The organism is Scytonema sp. NUACC21 (genome assembly GCF_054684315.1).
Map to the genome: position 1 here is coordinate 109014 of NZ_BAAFZH010000101.1, position 18344 is coordinate 127357.

Genomic DNA, 18344 nt, shown 5'->3' on the forward strand with positions numbered 1-18344 from the left:
TAAATGACGGAAGCTAAAAAAATATATCTGTCTGTACATAGATACCTTGTTTCTATGTTATGTCTATCTAAAGTTATTTAACTTCATTCCATAATACGCAATGAAAAAACATCATCCTGCTTTTGGAATCGTAAGGAGAGTATATGCTTTCAAAGCTAAGTTCTTCTTACTGATTTGTGTTTTTTTAATTAGTTTTTGTAGTATAGTTCTATCAAATATTTTGACGACAAGTCAAAAAACTTTCGCCCAGGTCAACCTCCTGCAACCCGCACCCAGTCAACCGTTAGGCTATTACGATTATTTTGGCAAACTGCTAAGCCCAAAAGAAGCGTCAGAACTTGTTGCAAGTAAAGGGCTCGACTCTAACGACGCCAGTTCTTACCAGCGAGTTGGAGCAGTTGAAATCACTCAAGAATTAATTGCAATAGGTGAAGATATATTTCTCAACCGCAAAATTGGTGACACATTTGGTTTGCAAGGGATATTCGGTCTTGGACAAGGTACAAATCTTCTAGCAGATGAATTCGCTGTAGCAATTTCCAATTTGCAAGGTCGGCCAACGAAAAATTTACAAATTACTCTCTTGAAAGATATTACCTTGGGTAGTCGGACGTTTGCGAGAGGAACTGTTATCAACACAGGCTTAAAGGTCGAAAAAGGAAGCACTACCACCTTAGGATCTGCACCAAATGGCAATATTACCTGTGCGCTATGTCATGCAGGTCTTTCAAAGGAGGGTAAACGCCTTCTGGGTGTTGCAAATAGTGAAATTGCTTTTCCCTTCTTTCTTGCTTTAGCACCAAATTCAGCTGCAGGATTTTCACGCACGCAAATCAATCCCCTAGACCCACAATATCAAGGTAATGGCAAAACTATTATTGACAGTCAGGGAAATTTAGTAAAATTACCAGATCCCGAGAAGTTTGAGAAAGCTTTTGATGATATCTTACTAGACTTACCTTTTGGTAATTTCGAGAGTTCAACAGATGGCATTAAAAATACCACCCAAATTCCCAATGTTTTCACGTTTAAGAGTCGTCCTTATGGTTGGTCTGGAGAAGCCGCTGTTGGTCCATTTGGAGGATTGAGTGCTCTCAATAATGGTGTTCACTCTTCAGAAATTAATGTCATAGCATCTGCACAATTCATTGCAAAAACTCTTGGCATTGACCCAGAAGTCTATATTGGTACGACTCTTCAGAATGCTGCCGATCCAAGATTACGTTTACCGGAAGGAGTTACAGTAAAACCCTCAGAGTGGTTGCGGACAATTGCACCAGATATTGTCAAAGCAGAATTAGAAGACCAAGTTGTTGCTCCCGGTAGCGGAACTTATCCAAATCTACAACCCAACCTGTTTACATCGAACGGTTTAATTTTTAGCCCTAATACTGGAAACTCAGATGATGTTGCTAGTGGCACTTTCCTATTTGCTAACAATGCCATGTCTGCTTTCCAAAATAGCTTAGTACCACCTGCCAACCGCACACCGGAAAATTGGCAAGCATTGAACAGTAATTCTGTTAAGCGAGGGGCAAAAGTGTTTGAGAAAGCCAATTGCACAGTTTGTCACATTTCCCCCTTCTTTACCGACAATAAAATTCATCCGCTTGATAAAATTCGTACTAACCCAGCCCGTGCTCAGTCCCGCCTAGCGCTGAATAACTCGTTAGTGCCACCAAAGCTATACACTTTTGATACTCCTGTTCCCATACCTGCTAACGCCGAAGAACTGGATGTGCCAACGCAAGGTATCTCTGAGCAACCCACGACTTTACCTGAAGGTCTATTGCCGGATGGGGGTTACAAAACTCCTTCCCTACGCGGTCTCTATTTGAGCGCACCATATTTGCACGATGGTGGTGTAGCAGTACGTGCCGGAAGTCTGGCAGTTCATCCAAATGGTAGCTTTACTCTTGTCGATCCAAGTGGTTTAGGTTTAACTAACACTCTCAGTCAAGGCATACCAGCAGATGCTGCAAGTAGCTTGCGTGCTTTGGTCGATCGCGAACTTCGTGCTTTAGTTGTGCAAGCTAACAAAGCTAACCCTGGTTTAGTGCGTAGTAACCTTGATGGTACAGGTCACGAATTTTATGTAGATAGACAAGCTGGGTTTAATCCCAGGCAACAAACAGATCTCATTAATTTTCTGCTAGCACTTGACGACAACCCTGGTAGTTTTTAATTGATACGTTTTTACGAAATTGTGAGTTACTGTTAGCGCGAATTGCAAATTGGTCTCATGCAAGTAGGCTTTTATGCGATCGCTCACGTTAACAAAGCAACACCCCAGTCATTTGGTTAACTGGGGTGTTTGCTTATGGAGGTGATTTGTTGATTGGCTTTTTTAATACCCCCTTCCTGCTATCTGTTTCCATTAATTCCACTTCTCAGGTGAGAAGCGACAGGGCAGTTAAGAGACATTTTTGCATCTAGAAAGTTTCCATTAATTCCACTTCTCAGGTGAGAAGCGACTGCGTATTGTGGGCAGAGATTTCAAGGATGAAATCGAATATGCGTTTCCATTAATTCCACTTCTCAGGTGAGAAGCGACATGCAAAGGAAAACTTACCTTTTGCTTACTCATTGGCTTCTAGGGTTTCCATTAATTCCACTTCTCAGGTGAGAAGCGACATTATGCTTCTAGCAAACACATCAACACAGAAGTCAAAAAGTTTCCATTAATTCCACTTCTCAGGTGAGAAGCGACAGACCATCAACTGGGTATGCAGAACAATCAATTTGTTTCCATTAATTCCACTTCTCAGGTGAGAAGCGACTGCGGGCATCGATGCCGCCGTCGGCCGCCTGCTTTTGTTTCCATTAATTCCACTTCTCAGGTGAGAAGCGACCCCAGGTTGATGTACCTGCAGTTGTAGAAGAACCCGCAGTTTCCATTAATTCCACTTCTCAGGTGAGAAGCGACTGCAGCGCATACTTGCTCATTAATTGGGTTGCTATAACTCGTTTCCATTAATTCCACTTCTCAGGTGAGAAGCGACCTGATAGGAATATCCTGATTAAAGAATTGACTTGCTACTGTTTCCATTAATTCCACTTCTCAGGTGAGAAGCGACATCTGGAGTGAATAACATAACTGGTAAAGTATGCGAGTTTCCATTAATTCCACTTCTCAGGTGAGAAGCGACTATACGAACATCCAGGTGCTATTTTCGTTTACTGGAATAACGAGTTTCCATTAATTCCACTTCTCAGGTGAGAAGCGACATTTGAATCAGCGTCTACAATAATCAACGACATTGTTTCCATTAATTCCACTTCTCAGGTGAGAAGCGACGCTAACTTAGATGCCCACTTTAAATACATAGTGAAACGTTTCCATTAATTCCACTTCTCAGGTGAGAAGCGACGCGAGTGGAATAAACAGAGCATACCATTCACAACTTACTTGTTTCCATTAATTCCACTTCTCAGGTGAGAAGCGACGATAGCATAATCGCTTGATAAGCCAACATATCAAACAGTGTTTCCATTAATTCCACTTCTCAGGTGAGAAGCGACCCACAAGTATTCATTCCAGGCGATGTCCTGTATGTAATTCAGTTTCCATTAATTCCACTTCTCAGGTGAGAAGCGACCCCTCTAATTTAAACCCTTACCCTGTCTGATGTCCAGATGCCGTTTGCGACGGGGTCTGAGAGGAGAGCAATTTTCCGCTGAAACCAGGGGATAAAAAACGCTGAAACCCTTACTAGGAGAGATCTCGGCGGGGTCAACCAAAGAATAACCTTTTCCAGGTTTTGCCGACCCTGCCGCAATATTTTCGTCATTCGCATGAAAAGACTAGTCAAATCAAAAACCACAAACTACCTTAGACATAGAACACATTACCGAAGCATCAAACATCACACGTATGTATATCTCTACTCGTGCTGCATTAGTTCGCAATTTAGCTGTAGCTCTCCTGAATGGAACTATCACTCTCATTATCCTATTAATCGCACCTCTAGGATTGGCTGCAGTGATTACTAACACGCTTCTTGTGACTGTTGCTACTTTTGTCAATGCAACAGCAGGCGATCGCATCATCCACTTTTTGCAGCCATCACAAATTAAAACCTTAATATCTGAGGTAATTTCTTCCCAATCTCAAATGGTGTCTCGTCCAAATAATTCCAATCAAACTAGATAAACATTCTTGTCTCTTCTCTCTGTTTTCATATGCGTACTTTATATGTTTCCCGACAAGGTTGTTACATCACTCTGAAAGGCGAAAACCTAATAGTCAAACAAGGAGAAACCATCCACGGCGAAGTACAATTACCTCTGTTAGAGCAAATACTGATATTTGGTAAATCTCAAATAACTACCCAAGCCATCCGTGCTTGTCTCTGGCAAGATATCCCCATTGCTTATTTGTCGCGAATGGGATACTGCTATGGTAGAATTATGCCCATTGAGCGGGGATATCGGCAACTTTCTCGCTATCAGCAACAACTCACATCCGTTGAACGCTTGATAGTAGCGCAAAAAATAGTTCAGGTAAAACTCAAAAACAGCCGGACTTTTTTGATGCGACAGCAACGACGCAATCCTTCAGGAACCGCAGAATTAGCCATTAAAAGTCTAGAGCATCTGGTAAAGAAAGCAGAAGAAGCAGAAACAATTGAGCGACTGATGGGATTGGAAGGTGCTGGGGCTGCACAATATTTTTCTGCATTTGGCGAGTGTTTAAATAGCCCCAACTTTGTATTTTTAGCACGCAGTCGCCGCCCACCGGGAAATCCTGTCAACGCAATGCTGAGTTTTGGTTACCAAATTCTATGGAATCACTTACTCACACTGATTGAACTTCAGGGACTAGACCCTTACCATGCTTGTTTGCATCAAGGAACAGAACGTCATGCTGCTCTTGCTTCCGATCTGATTGAAGAGTTCCGCGCCCCCATCATTGACTCTCTAGTGTTATGGTTGGTCAACAGTAAAATTATGGATGCTCGGGAGGATTTTGAATATTATGATGGGGGCTGCTATCTCAATAACTCCGGTCGCCCCAAGTACATAAAATATTTCTTACAGCGTCTGGAGGAAGAAGTTCAAGATGCAGAGGGTGAAAAGCAACCGCGTTGGGATTTAATGACAAGGCAAGTCAAAGCTTTTAAAGAATTTGTCTACCATCCAACCCAGATATATAAGCCTTATCAAATACGCTAAGTCATGTTATTTTACGTGGTAGTATACGACATACCTTGTGATAAACGTCGCAAAAAAATATCAGATTTGTTAGAAGGATACGGTAAGCGAGTTCAATATTCAGTTTTTGAGTGTGTTCTGAATAAAAACAAATATGATGAACTGCGAAAAAGACTTCGCAAAAAAGTCAAATTGTCAGAAGATAGTTTGCGGTTTTATCCTTTAACCCGACACACATTAGACCAAATTGAAACTTGGGGTTCTCCGCCAGTGACAGAATTCCCAGATTCAATCATTATTTAAGGCGATCGCACATCTCCCCAGTCTTTTCCCTAAAATTAAAATACCCCTCAGGAAAAACCCAAGGGGAGATTAACATAAGTTCTTAGAAATAAAAAGTTAGATAGAGGGCTCAAAAACAAACCTTGTTTGGTTGAACCTAGTCTTTACTATAGGTATAAAAAATGAAGAAGTTGTGAAGGTTGAAAATTCAGTATTTTCACGCGACTGTCTTTATTTCAAGATAAGGGCGCTTTGCAGCCATAGCCCACCACCTCCTCCCACTCGAAGGTGCAAGATGTCAGCATTGCAAAAAAGCCAAGAATCAATAACCATTTAAGAGCCCAAGAGCTTTTTCAAGAGTTTCCAGCGCTTCTTCTAAATCTGAATAAAGTTCATCTAGCTTTTCTTGTCTTTCACTGGCAGCACTAGAATAGCTGTAATCTTCACGCAATTCTTCTGTTAAGAGCTGAACTTCACTCAAAAGTTCCGAACTTTTCTCAAGATTCTCTTGAATGATTTCCCATTTTTCTTTACGAATTTGATGATTTCCCATAATACAATACATTTCAGGAACGAAACCCAACATTATCAATGATTGGTTAGTTTCAGAAACAAAACCCAACACAATCAATGATTTGTTAGGTTAAGCTACTACAGTAGAAAAATCTCCTCTTTCATAGCTCTCAAAGGTGGTAAATAAGTCGGCGGAAATAAAATCAGTTATGTTAAAGGAATATAAACATCGCGATCGCCCTGACAAATGACAAATAACAAATAACAACCAAAACCCGTTCATTTTATTTGTACCGCTTTGCTTACTCCCTGTATTTAGTTTCATTCTGCAGGATGACTTTTTACATCAGTACGAACCTCAAAGTTTTATGAGGATATTGTGATTTACAGTTAGTTTATTATTAAATTCAGCAATGCCGTATTTGTTACTGCTTAGTCGTTGGGATGCATGCGCTAAAGCGCTACTACGAGCCAAATTGGAGATTTTACTTTTCGTTAGGTAGTTTTGTTTTTTCTCGCTGACTTACTTACAGGTCTACGGTTGCGAGAATGTTGTGTTTTAAACACCAGCGAATTAAGTAGAGAGCTTCTGCCTGACTTAATTGCTGCCAAATTAATTGCTCAATTAAACTGGCAGTAGGAAGTGGCTTGGTGCAAAATTCCCGCACGGTCAACAGGTCAAAGTTACCCAACCAGCGAACTAGGTTGCCATCAGGTAAGACAATCGCTTCTGTGCATTTAATCAACCCATTGATGTAAAGCCCTGTCATTTTTGTTTGTCCAATGTAATAAACTATAGATGGCAGTGCAGTATGACTAATAGAGGGTGGTGTTGGGTTAGTCGGCAGAGGCTGATTGCCGGATAGAGAATTGATATTAGAAATATGGTGGAGCCTTTCTGAGCTAACCAGTTCGCGGTAATACTGCGTTGCGTAATCTCGATCTGCTGGTGAATCTCGCCAAGTGCGAACAACAGCAGCAGCAGCCAAGGTACTCGATAGAGCAAAACGAATTCCCTGTCCAGCAATCGGGCTATATGCAAGTACCGCATCACCAACAGCTAGCCTGCGGTCTTGAATAGGTTCTTCTGACCACTGTGGAGAGACTGGTCGTCGCCCCAGAGAGTGTAGTTGCATTGGGGGAAGACACAAATTTTCTCTAATTAGGGTTTGAATCTGCTTATCGTTAATATGGTGTGAACTGACAACACCAATGGTCATGATATCTGGCAGACCAAGGCGATAAGCCCATCCCCCTGGGAATTGGACTATCCGCCCACGCAGTAAGTTTTCATTTCCAGAAGTACTAAAAATTTGTGCCATCTGTCTTTGATGTCGTTTGATAGGTCGTGACCATAGTGCTGAACGTCCTGTAGCGTCAATAGCTGCGGCAAATCGTTGTTCTACGCCATCTATAATTGAGCGCACGAATTCTTTTTCAACAATAAGCGGTGCAATTGTATTACTATATACTACGGTTGCGCCTTGTTGAATTACCATAGCGATCGCAGCTTGAGCCAACAAGGACCTTTCAACGTGTATATACCTTCCCGGTGTGATTGCAGATTCGTTACCTTGCCAAGCGTTTTCAAATCCATCTACCCAGAAACCGCCTGCCATCTGTAAAGCGGGTGTCAAATCAAGGGCATCAAATAGCCGCAAGGCTGATTCAGGAATTGCCTCAACGCCCTGAATGTGAGGCAGTCCACGACTCAACAATAGAGGGTGGAAGCCGCACTTGAGCAATCGCATTGCCACGGCGGCAGCAGACAACCCCATCCCCGCGATCGCTATATTGTTTTCCCAATTATTACTACTCACAAGCTGACACTCAACGCTGAAAAGATACTTAACACAATTTATATTAACTAACCAATCAAATTCCAGGAATATACGATAGCCTCGGTTATATCCAAGTATTTATGATGGGGGTTTGTGTGCAGCCTCGATTACTTGAAGTATTCTTTTATCCACCAATGGCTATTGGTCGCTTGGGTGGCAGTAATATCCCATTAGAGAGTTTCACCTGGCAGGAAGACCCAACTTTACACGGTGCAGCTAAAACAATTATTGAGCCAGCAATTAGTCTAGAAATCCAACCGAATGGTTCAATACGTCCCTATTTACCTAGCATTATTCACTTTAAGGATCAAAACCTCTGTCGTCCAGTCGCGCCATTTTTTGAGTTATGGGCGCGAGTACAAAATGCTGATGGCTCTATAGAAGAGGTTCCTCTAACAAATAAACTTCTTCAAGAATTAGCAGCAGTACCCCTTGATGCTGTTTCTTACGTGGTAGAAGCGGCAAATTTAAAAGCAGTAAGGCGCACTGGCGATGCAAGCTGTGGTTTTCATGCCAGAGTTGAGGTTCGTGCTAGCGATTCGCAACCTTATCCACTCTTGGCAACCAGTCCACGCGGAGTAGGTTTGGAACCCTTAGTTTTACCAGATAAGCCTATACCTCTGGGGCAAATTCAAGTGATTCGCCCTGTGGATGCTGTGGAGATGGGGGTAGACTTGGGTGTACTCCGCATTCGGTTTACCCCTGCTTACGGTCATGTCTATGGACCACCAACGGCTACCACAGCTCCTGCTCCCGGAACTAGACGCGTACACGAAATCGTTTTAGAACAAAATCGGATTCTGAACCCTAATTCCTCATGGCTCAAGTACGATGCTGATTTCACACGTTATAACAATCCCGACCCGTATGATACATATGATGGGGCTAGTGCGAATTCTCCTGTAGACAGCAATCTCTCTTGGGGTGTTGTCGATGATACTTGTGATGGCATAATTACAGCTTTTGTTGTAGTAGGTGGAGAGCGATTCAAGGCAGTAGCTCGATTCTTCTCAGGACCGCCAGACTTTTCTCCTGACCGCCGTCCTTTCCTCACCTTAGCTGATGACTTAGCTGACCGCGATTTGCCTGTGCCAGAGTTAGATGACGAACAGCTGACTACTTCAGAAATTGCCGATCTTTTCCAACGTGTGTTTGAGACAATAAGCTTGCTAAATTTGGATGCCAATCGCTCGCGGGCATTAAATGAAAATGCAGGCAGCAGTATACCTGGATCTGTTGCAACATCGCCACCCCGCACTGATTTTGGTAGTATGACATTTGAAGACAAGCCTTATGCAGATAAGGTGCCAGATTTGATTGGTCAACCAGTAGCCCGTGACCGCTTACCTTACTCAGCAGTTGCTGCTAGCGTTCATGCATCTTTAACAGATGTGGAAGCCCTAACTGATTTTCTGCGTACCTTCGGCATGCGGGTTGAGTACTTGTTGCGTCCCCCCTACGGCGTGGTGGCAGAACTCAGCGAACAGCCACCAGAAAAACCCGAACCCCGTCATCGGGATGTTCGCATCGCACGCGATCGCGTCCATGATATGCGTATGCCTCCTTATATGCGGGACTCGGATGCGACAGCGTTATCTCTAACAAGGCGGCAGTACAATCAAATTCTAGGGTTTGTGGACAAGCTCCGCGCCCAAGCCCCAACTCAATTAGCATTTACCGCGAACCAAGTTTCCCCAACATCTACAGTAGCTACACCAGTCCGCCGGCATATAGCTAGGGTTATTGCTCGGCGCTCAGATTCTCAGGAGTCGTAATAATATGCAATCTATTTTTGCCAACTCTGATTCGGCAATTGCTGGGAATCCACCACCTTGGTTTCACTTGATAACAGGCGATCGACCATTAGTATTTTTGATGGCAAACTCCCAACTTTTTGAAGTTAGCCCGGATTTTTTTGCAGACTTGGCAAATGGCAATCCAGAAGCGATCGCCGAATTACGTGCTACTGTACCGTCTGCTGGAGAAACAGTTAGTCCTTGGCACGCTGATAAAGAGCCAACTGCTATATCTCTAAATCTGGCACAATCGTGTAACTTAGCCTGTAGCTATTGTTATGCAGATGAAGGACGCTTTGGGGGAAAGCAACGTTTCATGTCTGTGGAAGTTGCTTTGAAAACCATCAAGCAACTGATTGACCGCGCCCGAGGACGACGAGTCACTATCGGCTTTATTGGTGGTGAACCATTTCTCAATCGCCCTACCCTTTACCGGAGTGTGGAATATGCCAATGAACTGGCGGCTCATCGCGGTATTTCTGTAGGCTTTTCCATCACCACTAATGGCACTCTACTAAATCAGTCAGACATTAAACTCCTGCAAGACAATCCTTTTGCTGTGTCGGTAAGTATTGATGGGGGTGCAAAGATTCATGATTTACACCGTAGTAACCATTCCGGTACGGGCAGCTTTGCTACAGCTGTGGAGCGCCTCCGCCCTTTACTTAACAATCCAGGTCGAGCCAAGATAGCCGCACGTTCTACAGTAACTCGTGACGATCTGCGAGTGTTAGAACGGGTCGAGGCGCTCAGTGCAATTGGGTTTCAAGAAATTGGCGTTAGCCCTCTGCGGACATCCCCTGAGCCGAAATTGGCTTTTACCTCAGAGGATTGGTCAATTTTTCTGCAAGAAATGATTCGGGTAGCTGAAGCTGAATGGCAAGCAGTGTTAAAAGGTCAGGAGTTTCGCTTTTCTAATTTAGCGATCGCTCTGCGGGAAATTCACCGGGGTTCCTGTCGTCCATTGCCATGTGGTGCCGCAGACAGTTATGTATCTGTGAGTGCTGAAGGTAATTACTTTACCTGCCACCGTACTATCGACCAAGACGGTTTTGCCTTAGGAACTTTAGCTGATGGACTTTCTCAAGTAGCTCGCGAGGAGTTTTTGCAAGCGCGATCGGTCGATCGCCAAGAACCTTGTCGTTCTTGCTGGGCACGTTACCTCTGCGGTGGCGGCTGCCATGCTGAAGTCATTGCATCTGGGCGTCATGGTTGCGATTATATCCGGGGCTGGCTGGATTACTGCTTGCGTTATTACAATCGCGCTTTATCTGAACGTCCTGAAATTTTTGATTACCCACACACATAACCATTATGAGTGAGAAAATTTTTCCCCGTAACCTGACAGCTAGAGCCGACCGACTTGTGGTTGGTAATCCAGTTACCACACGCTTAGAAAGTGGTGTTGGCAACTGCTATCCGGGGCTGGAATTTGACCAACGCAATCTGGATCGCCGTTTTTTTGCTGGGCTAATTTTTGAGTTTGTTTCTGAAAGCGACAATCCCAACCCAGATGCTTTGCGTGGAGGTGCTCTCTTGCTTGGTCTGGAACTAAACGATCCTGAGTTGAACCCGGCTTTCCATAACCGCAATCCAGAGCTAGTAGAGGTAGCAACACAACTACGTGCCTCACTCCGTGGAGCACCAGGTGATACCTTATCTACAGGTAGATGGTATCTTGATTCCCTAGAACAGGGAGGAAAGCAAATACCCCTGTTTCAAATAGGTGAAGATGGCAAAAAAATACCGCTAGATGGTCTAATTGTTTGGCGTTTGGTCCGTTCTCTGGAACCTAGCTTAGTTAAAATCAAACTCTGGCGACGCGATGCACCTACCGATAGCCAACCTCCAGCCACTAGTGAAATAGAACTGAATGGCTGGCGTCGGGTTTTTGTCGATTCTCAAAGGTAGGTTGGGTTGAGGAACGAAACCCAACATTCAATCAAGTATCAAGGATGAAAAAATAAGTAGAGCAACGCAACCCAACATTTTAACACCTTATTAATCTTGCATAATAAATCAAATCTTCGGTGAGCCAAGTACGCCCAGTAAGAGCAGTGACCAGGGTATATTAAGATCGGGCACAAGCCACGCGTACTTTCTCAGTACAGGCAACGTAAAAGGGGCAATAAAACGCAAAGAACGGAGCGATACGGGACGATTTCCATCAGAATCTACAAGCCCATATTGCTTAGCCAGTTCCGCAACAACTTGCACCCGTCCTGTCCGGCGCATCACATTTGGCTCTGCAGCCAGCTTAGCAATGACACGTCCTGTAAGCAAGGGAGTTTCCCAGTTATAGCGATCGCGGAATAATGCGTTTTTTGGGTCAGTAGTATCGTTTTCCTCAATTTCAGATGCGAAACGGGAAAAGAGTTCCGTACCGACAATACCCGGCCAAATAGAGACAGAGGCGATGTTATGGGGCTTTAGCTCAACAGCCATATCCGCTGCTAATCGATCGCAAGCTGCTTTGCCAACACCGTAAGCTGTGCCAAAAATGTAGGACAAACCCCCCCACGAGGAAATGGTGCAAATCAGTCCCTGCTGGCGTTTGGTCATCATCCCAGCAGCAAAAGCACTTGCAATATAATGGCTCCGCAGACCAACATTGTTAGTAGCATCCCAAAGACTGGGTTCGCAATCCCAGAACGGCTTCCCATTAGCGTTTGTTAATGCCTGAACTCCTGAGAAAGCATTATTGACCAGTAGGTCGAGTTGTCCGTGTTGCTCATCTTGAATGCGATTGAAGAGCAAACGTACTTGCTCGTCATTACTGTGGTCTACTTGGACGGGAATGCATACACCACCAACTTCCTCAACAGCTGCTTTGGTCTCACCCAGACTGCCTGAGATGCCACCATTGGAATCAGTGTCAAGACTGCGACCCGTGACATACACAGTCGCCCCTGCTTCACCGAGACCAACAGCAATTCCCTTGCCAATTCCCCGTGTAGCACCCGTCACCAATGCTACTTTCTCCTCAAGATGTTTCATTTATATTATTTAATGCTATTATGTAGTATAATCGTAATATAACGTTTCTCTCTTGAATCCAATACCGTAGGGGCGTTCACGTAGTGTGCCGACGAAGGAGGCATACGGTTGTTCGCCCTCCTGTATGTATTAAACAATATAAAGCGAGGCAAAAAATGAACCATCGGGACTTCTAAAGCCGGACTTGACGAATCCAGCTAATGGCATTCACGCCATAAATCTTATCGTCTACAAAATAGCTGAGACTCTTCAAGCTTCCGGATATCCAGAACCAACAATTTGGCGTTCTTCACCCATTACCACAGTCGCAGATAACTTCGACAAACTGTATTTCCCTTCAGATAGTTTATCGCGCTCGCCAAAATACACCCGCTACCTAAGCGACGGTAGACTGCTCAGAACTCACACCACTGCCATCATGCCAGACTTACTCCCCAAATTACGGGGAGACCAACTCATCCTGCATCCCGGTATTTGTTACCGTCGGGATGTAGTGGATAAACGCCATGTCGGTGAACCCCACCAGATGGATGTTTGGCTGATAAGCGAACATCAACATTTAGCTAGGGAAGCCCTAGTCAAATTCATTCAAACCATTATCCATGCAGTTCTTCCTGGGGTCTCCTACCGCCTCAACGAAACCTCACATCCATACACTTGCAACGGTTTAGAGATAGAGGTTTTAGTTAATAACAAATGGGTTGAAATAGGCGAATGTGGAGAAGGTCACCCTGGCTTACTCAAACCGGGATATAGTGGCTTAGCATCGGGTTGGGGAATAGACCGTTTGGTCATGCTTGTTAAAGGAATAGATGATATTCGCTTATTGCGAAGTAGCAATCCCAAGATTGCAGCCCAAATGACTAACCTGGAACCCTACCATCAAGTATCTAACCAACCAATTATCTGTCGGGATATATCCATTGTCACTGGGCTTGATGTCGAGTTAGAAGATATCTGCGAACAAATAGTAGAAACGTTAGGAGATGACGTGGAACTTTTAGAGTCCGTAGATATTTTGAGCGAAACTCACTATCACCAACTTCCCCCACAAGCAATTCAACGGTTGGGTATCCAACCCAATCAAAAGAATTTGCTAGTGCGAATGACTCTTCAGAGTTTGAATTCCTCTATCACCAATCAAAAAGCTAATATCTTGCGGGAATTGGTATACCAAAGAATTCATCAGAGCAACGGCAAGCATTGATGATTGGACTCAACCGAGCCTCGAAATATCTGTGGCTGCTCCCCGCCTTGTGCGATCGCTAGCGTTTTATGTTGCAAGAACCCGGTGCGCTGGTAGCTTGTAGGTCACGCCCGCTTCGTGCATCTAATCATCATATAGACACTAGCTCTTTGCTATATCGCATGACTATTTATGCTGCTATTTCCTTAATCGATTGATGCTGAATTCAATATGGCTTGGGCAATAATATCCGCTGCTAAGTTTCTTTGCTCAGAGTTAGAACGAACTTTTGATTCAATTTCAATATGAACAAAAGTTTTCTTTAAGCTACGACTGTACTGGCCTTGAATGTTAGAAGTTGCTCTCAAACTTTCAAAGGTATCACCTGAAACACCGACACCATTTACTTGTATATTTCGAGGATCTTTGACAGAGAGAGTATTGTAAGCACGAGCATCAAATCCCTTATCCTCCAATAGTCGATCCAGAGTTAATACTTCATTTGATAAGCTTCCATCACCATTTGATATTATAAAATTTACCCCTAAAGGAATTTTATGGTGGGAACTATTTGAAGCTTTATAACCATGAATTTGAAAGGTTACGACAGAATCCGTAGAGCCAATCCACACCTTATGTACCTCCTGAAAAATGGATTCTTTCACATGAGCTACATCGGCAAAGTCTTTATTGCTAGGGTCACGACCATTGGAGTAACGGTGAGTGCCAGCCAAGAGGAAACCTTTGCTCCGACTTTCGCGAAAAATACGTGCTGCCATTTCAGGGGTGTATCGATCGAATGAAGGGTGTGGAGCTTCTATTAGTGCCTTAGAAGTGTACGAACGATTTAGAAAATAAGAGCCCCATCCATGGGTAGGTTTGCTATCAACTAATTTTGCCTCAAGTCCATAAAAAACTAGACCTGATGGTATATCTGCATATTTAATCAGGCAGTAGCCGATCGCATCTGCCTGTTGAGCTAAATCGGTGATACTACCTGACAGCAGCGTTGATGCAAGAGCTGCAAAAGTAGCCAACTGACTTGGAGTGGGAACTCTATAAAGATTTGAATCTTGTTCAAAGCATAGCTTCTCAAGCTCTGTAACGTATTCCACAAAGTCTCCGGAGCGTTCCGCGATTCTAACCATGTTTGTAAATTTCGCTCTAGCAGTATGTAAGGAAAGATAAAGAAAAGGATGAAAAACGACTTTAGCATATCCTCTGGCTTTCTAAAGTAGGAACTCTTTCTCTAACTGCTCATCTTGGGTGGGGGTAGCACCACGGATCGCCAATGCCAAGATTGTATTGGTTTGATAGCCGATCGCGTCGAACCAAATATCTCAGAAGCGATCGCGGCGTTCACATCTACTCGGTGGTAAAAGCTAGCCTTCTGTTGGCAAAATCGATTTCCAATTTGAGCAAATGTCTCTTTTGTTACCGGATGAATCCAATCTGGTACTAGAAATCCTAGAGGCACGGCGACATAGGCGTAGTTGAGGATATCCGGTGCTGGTAACTCCAAGTTAGGAGTTGACAGAACTTCTCCCTCGTAAAGGATGAGGTCTAAGTCGATGCTACATTGGGCTTTGCCTTCCTCTCCCCTAATTCGACCTAGTGAATCCTCTATTGGACGCAGTATTTGCTCATGCAGATCGATTGCTGGCAAACTTGTCTCTACTAGGCAGACACCATTGAGATAAGGTGGGCTGGTCGGTTTGCCGATTGCTGGATTTTCGTATACTGCCGATATACCCAATATCCGTACCTGTTGATTCAAAGCTTTTAACCCCTTGACCAGGTTAGACTTAGCTTCATAGTTAGAACCAAAAGCAATTAAAGCAAGTAACATCTGATTGTTCGCGTTCTGAAGATGTGACTAAGAAGAATTATCTACCAAGCCGCGATAAATATCATAGTGTGTGATTTGAACCACCTTGTATTCCTTGACCCTTTGCTCGGCTATGCCTAAAATTTCAGCCAGTTTGGAAATACTCATTTTTGCAGCAATTCGAGCTTTGATTAAAGCATTCGGTAGCTTATTGAAACTTTCTACTTTTACCGTTATTGGCTGAGTGCGATCGCAATTAATCAACCTTTCATATTCCGCAATTTCTTTCTTTAATTCGTCAACTTGGCTCTGATAGGAATCTTTGTGTAATTTCCAACGCTTAGGATCTGCTTTCAAATCTTCATTACCATCAAATTCAGCCACAGACTGCTCAAATCTGACTTTTCACGTCATGTGGAAAACCTAACCCCCCAGCCCCCTTCCCTACAAGGGAAGGGGGAGAAATCAAAGCCTCTCTCCTTGTAGGGGAGAGGTTGGAGAGGGGTTTTCCTTTCTCCCGTGAAAAGTCAGGCTCAAATTTCCGCAACCATTCTTTGGTCTTTTGATATTGTTGCTCGTTTTTTATCATTATGGCTTCCACCTGACCAAATCAATAGCAATAATTCCCTTGGGTGTATTCGTTCTTGTATCAAATAAAAAAAAATCTATATATGCTGTATATTATTCTATAGGAACCCAGTTTGATTATTGAAAAAATCTAAGTATTTGTATGGTGGGCAGTGCCCACCACAACTTAGATTTGGTGGGCTTTAGCCCTACCTACGTGTATTTCAAAAATCAAATAGTAATCCTATACAATCTCTCAGTAGAGAAGATGAATTGAATAATTTAGCGTTAGCGTGTTAAAGATTTAATAGGTGTTGCTACAACTTTATAACTGGTAGCGATCGCACAACACAGGAGATGATTCCTTGATTTAATTCCTGTAAGCAAAATTGGTATGACCACTTTATTTGCTCAGCACATGGTTTAAAAATCATCGATATGACTCCTACAAACCGAGCTACTTGTAATCGTTTACTTTTATAAATATTAAATATCTAAATCATCCAGTTTTACACCTTTACCTTCACGTAAACTTTGCCGCGATTTATGAATCCGCTTTAAAAAGCATGAATCATTCTCTAGTTGGTAATCAAATAAATTTTCATCTGACTGTAAACCAATCAAAATTCCAATGGTTTTTCCATGATTGATAATAACTATTTCTTCGTTTTCAGCTAATTCTAAATATCTAGATAGATCGTTCTGAATTTCCGCGCTTTGCTACTTCCTTCATCTAATTCTCCTTCTTGTGCAAACCCAGTGTTTCTGCTTCTAATTTTGGCACAATTGCCAAAATCTCTACCTCATTTACTTGCAATCTGCTGTAAAACAAAGGACAATCATTCAGCATGACAAAGTCCTATTCTAAATCAAAAACGTGAAATCAGTAGAGTTATTTACGGGTGCTGGGGGTTTGGCGATAGGAACAGCTTATGCAGGCTTCCATCACTTAGCACTCGTGGAACGGGATAAGCACAGCTGTCATACTATCCGGGAAAATCAACACCGGAGGGTGTCTGTTGTTAGGGACTGGCGTGTCCATGAGATGGATGTTGCAGATTTTGATTTTTCTACTGTTGATGGGGAAATAGATTTACTGGCTGGTGGTCCACCTTGTCAGCCATTTTCGATTGGTGGTAGGCATGGTGCCCATCTTGATTCGCGGGATATGTTTCCCCGGTTTTTTCAAGCGGTGCGCGAGTTACGCCCTAAAGCCTTCCTAATTGAGAATGTGCGGGGATTGCTGCGACAAAATTTTCTCAATTATTTTGAGTATATTACTTTACAGCTTGCCCACCCCGAATTACAGCCCAAACCAGATGAGTCATGGGTTGACCATTTGGCACGGCTGGAACGCCATCACAACAGTGGTGTCAGTGATGACCTTGGTTATCGGGTTACTTTTAGGTTGCTCAATGCGGCTGATTATGGTGTACCGCAAAAGCGGGAACGGGTTTTTATAGTGGGTTTCCGTTCCGATTTAAACGCTAATTGGTCTTTTCCCGAACCAACCCATACCTCTGAAGCGCTAATTTGGCACAAGTGGGTGACTCTTGAGTATTGGGAGAGGCACGGTATTTCTACTCATGACCGTCCAGAGATGCCAGCAAGATTAAAATCGCATTTGGAACGATTTGGAGCAAATTTGTTGGGTACAATGACTGCCCCCTGGCGTACTGTCCGCGATGCTATTTCTGACTTGCCACCGCCTGAAAACATCGATCTAGCTGCATCGATACCCAACCATGTTTATATTTCAGGGGCAAGAAGTTACCCAGGACACACGGGTAGTCCTTTGGATGAGCCAGCTAAAACTTTGAAAGCAGGGGTACACGGTGTTCCTGGTGGGGAGAATATGCTTGCCTTACCGTCTGGGGAAGTGCGTTATTTTACGGTACGGGAGGCGGCAAGATTGCAGACTTTCCCCGATGATTATTATTTTCCCTGTACCTGGGGTGAGTCGATGCGTCAAATAGGCAATGCGGTTCCTGTCACCCTTGCTTATGTTATTGCTTCTACCATCTGCAATCATTTGCAGGAATTAACATCAGGCAGAAAAATTGTAAGTCGAGCGGGCAAGCTTTAAACTGAATGACCGCGCTACTGAGGGTTTGTTTGTAGAATTGGGAAGGCTATCGCGAGCCTGCAGTTTCCGCATCGCCTCAATCAAAAGCGATCGC

16 protein-coding genes and 1 CRISPR repeat array are annotated in these 18344 nt (G+C 43.6%); of the genes, 9 read left to right on the forward strand and 7 right to left on the reverse strand.

Annotated features, from left to right (window positions below; genetic code table 11):
* Positions 1-220 precede the first annotated feature (220 nt).
* The 4 genes from ACYRY3_RS32985 (at position 221) to cas2 (ending at position 5457) form a co-directional block, all read left to right on the forward strand.
* Positions 221-2185 (forward strand): hypothetical protein, encoded by a 1965-nt coding sequence (locus ACYRY3_RS32985; protein WP_460205883.1) that lies wholly within the window; start codon positions 221-223, stop codon positions 2183-2185.
* Positions 2186-2370: 185 nt separating this feature from the next.
* A CRISPR array of direct repeats spans positions 2371-3599; the repeat unit is 36 nt; unit sequence GTTTCCATTAATTCCACTTCTCAGGTGAGAAGCGAC.
* Positions 3600-3874: 275 nt separating this feature from the next.
* Positions 3875-4153, forward strand: coding sequence for a CRISPR-associated protein Csx18 (gene csx18, locus ACYRY3_RS32990; protein WP_460205884.1), 279 nt, complete (start codon positions 3875-3877; stop codon positions 4151-4153).
* A 29-nt stretch (positions 4154-4182) separates the two neighbouring features.
* Positions 4183-5175 (forward strand): CRISPR-associated endonuclease Cas1, encoded by a 993-nt coding sequence (gene cas1, locus ACYRY3_RS32995; RefSeq protein WP_460205885.1) that lies wholly within the window; start codon positions 4183-4185, stop codon positions 5173-5175.
* A 3-nt stretch (positions 5176-5178) separates the two neighbouring features.
* Complete coding sequence (cas2, locus tag ACYRY3_RS33000; protein WP_460205886.1) at positions 5179-5457, forward strand: CRISPR-associated endonuclease Cas2; 279 nt, start codon at positions 5179-5181, stop codon at positions 5455-5457.
* A 301-nt stretch (positions 5458-5758) separates the two neighbouring features.
* On the opposite strand, the gene ACYRY3_RS33005 is transcribed toward cas2, so the two are convergent.
* Positions 5759-6061, reverse strand: coding sequence for a hypothetical protein (locus ACYRY3_RS33005; RefSeq protein WP_460205887.1), 303 nt, complete (start codon positions 6059-6061; stop codon positions 5759-5761).
* A gap of 415 nt (positions 6062-6476) precedes the next feature.
* Positions 6477-7769: an NAD(P)/FAD-dependent oxidoreductase gene (locus ACYRY3_RS33010; RefSeq protein WP_460205888.1), complete on the reverse strand. Its 1293-nt coding sequence runs from the start codon at positions 7767-7769 to the stop codon at positions 6477-6479.
* 116 nt (positions 7770-7885) lie between these two features.
* Between ACYRY3_RS33010 and ACYRY3_RS33015 the strand changes: the two genes are divergently transcribed.
* Genes ACYRY3_RS33015 through ACYRY3_RS33025 form a run of 3 tightly spaced genes read left to right on the forward strand, consistent with a single transcriptional unit; the run spans position 7886 to position 11497 of the window.
* Complete coding sequence (locus ACYRY3_RS33015) at positions 7886-9565, forward strand: hypothetical protein (protein ID WP_460205889.1); 1680 nt, start codon at positions 7886-7888, stop codon at positions 9563-9565.
* A gap of 4 nt (positions 9566-9569) precedes the next feature.
* The gene (locus ACYRY3_RS33020) at positions 9570-10895 is read left to right on the forward strand and encodes a radical SAM protein (protein ID WP_460205890.1); all 1326 of its coding nucleotides are present in this window, start codon (positions 9570-9572) and stop codon (positions 10893-10895) included.
* A 5-nt stretch (positions 10896-10900) separates the two neighbouring features.
* Complete coding sequence (locus ACYRY3_RS33025; protein WP_460205891.1) at positions 10901-11497, forward strand: hypothetical protein; 597 nt, start codon at positions 10901-10903, stop codon at positions 11495-11497.
* Positions 11498-11605: 108 nt separating this feature from the next.
* Here ACYRY3_RS33025 and ACYRY3_RS33030 read toward each other — a convergent pair whose 3' ends face one another.
* Complete coding sequence (locus ACYRY3_RS33030; RefSeq protein WP_460205892.1) at positions 11606-12583, reverse strand: SDR family NAD(P)-dependent oxidoreductase; 978 nt, start codon at positions 12581-12583, stop codon at positions 11606-11608.
* A gap of 184 nt (positions 12584-12767) precedes the next feature.
* Between ACYRY3_RS33030 and srmL the strand changes: the two genes are divergently transcribed.
* The gene (srmL, locus tag ACYRY3_RS33035) at positions 12768-13790 is read left to right on the forward strand and encodes a PheS-related mystery ligase SrmL (RefSeq protein WP_460205893.1); all 1023 of its coding nucleotides are present in this window, start codon (positions 12768-12770) and stop codon (positions 13788-13790) included.
* A gap of 185 nt (positions 13791-13975) precedes the next feature.
* Here srmL and ACYRY3_RS33040 read toward each other — a convergent pair whose 3' ends face one another.
* The 4 genes from ACYRY3_RS33040 to ACYRY3_RS33055 all read right to left on the reverse strand — a co-directional run bounded on the left by ACYRY3_RS33040 (position 13976) and on the right by ACYRY3_RS33055 (position 16186).
* Positions 13976-14884 (reverse strand): hypothetical protein, encoded by a 909-nt coding sequence (locus ACYRY3_RS33040; RefSeq protein WP_460205894.1) that lies wholly within the window; start codon positions 14882-14884, stop codon positions 13976-13978.
* A 134-nt stretch (positions 14885-15018) separates the two neighbouring features.
* The gene (folK, locus tag ACYRY3_RS33045; RefSeq protein WP_460205895.1) at positions 15019-15618 is read right to left on the reverse strand and encodes a 2-amino-4-hydroxy-6-hydroxymethyldihydropteridine diphosphokinase; all 600 of its coding nucleotides are present in this window, start codon (positions 15616-15618) and stop codon (positions 15019-15021) included.
* 27 nt (positions 15619-15645) lie between these two features.
* Positions 15646-15981, reverse strand: a complete 336-nt coding sequence (locus ACYRY3_RS33050; RefSeq protein WP_460205896.1) for a hypothetical protein — start codon at positions 15979-15981, stop codon at positions 15646-15648.
* A gap of 7 nt (positions 15982-15988) precedes the next feature.
* Positions 15989-16186, reverse strand: coding sequence for a hypothetical protein (locus ACYRY3_RS33055; RefSeq protein ID WP_460205981.1), 198 nt, complete (start codon positions 16184-16186; stop codon positions 15989-15991).
* An 855-nt stretch (positions 16187-17041) separates the two neighbouring features.
* Here ACYRY3_RS33055 and ACYRY3_RS33060 point away from each other — a divergent pair.
* Positions 17042-18250, forward strand: a complete 1209-nt coding sequence (locus ACYRY3_RS33060; protein WP_460205897.1) for a DNA cytosine methyltransferase — start codon at positions 17042-17044, stop codon at positions 18248-18250.
* Positions 18251-18344: the final 94 nt, after the last annotated feature.

Coding starts and splice junctions, on each gene's coding strand:
- csx18 (WP_460205884.1), top strand. CDS start 3,875: ATGTATATCTCTACTCGTGCTGCATTAGTTCGCAATTTAGCTGTAGCT.
- cas1 (WP_460205885.1), top strand. CDS start 4,183: ATGCGTACTTTATATGTTTCCCGACAAGGTTGTTACATCACTCTGAAA.
- cas2 (WP_460205886.1), top strand. CDS start 5,179: ATGTTATTTTACGTGGTAGTATACGACATACCTTGTGATAAACGTCGC.
- ACYRY3_RS33020 (WP_460205890.1), top strand. CDS start 9,570: ATGCAATCTATTTTTGCCAACTCTGATTCGGCAATTGCTGGGAATCCA.
- ACYRY3_RS33025 (WP_460205891.1), top strand. CDS start 10,901: ATGAGTGAGAAAATTTTTCCCCGTAACCTGACAGCTAGAGCCGACCGA.
- ACYRY3_RS33030 (WP_460205892.1), bottom strand. CDS start 12,583: ATGAAACATCTTGAGGAGAAAGTAGCATTGGTGACGGGTGCTACACGG.
- folK (WP_460205895.1), bottom strand. CDS start 15,618: ATGTTACTTGCTTTAATTGCTTTTGGTTCTAACTATGAAGCTAAGTCT.
- ACYRY3_RS33055 (WP_460205981.1), bottom strand. CDS start 16,186: ATGATAAAAAACGAGCAACAATATCAAAAGACCAAAGAATGGTTGCGG.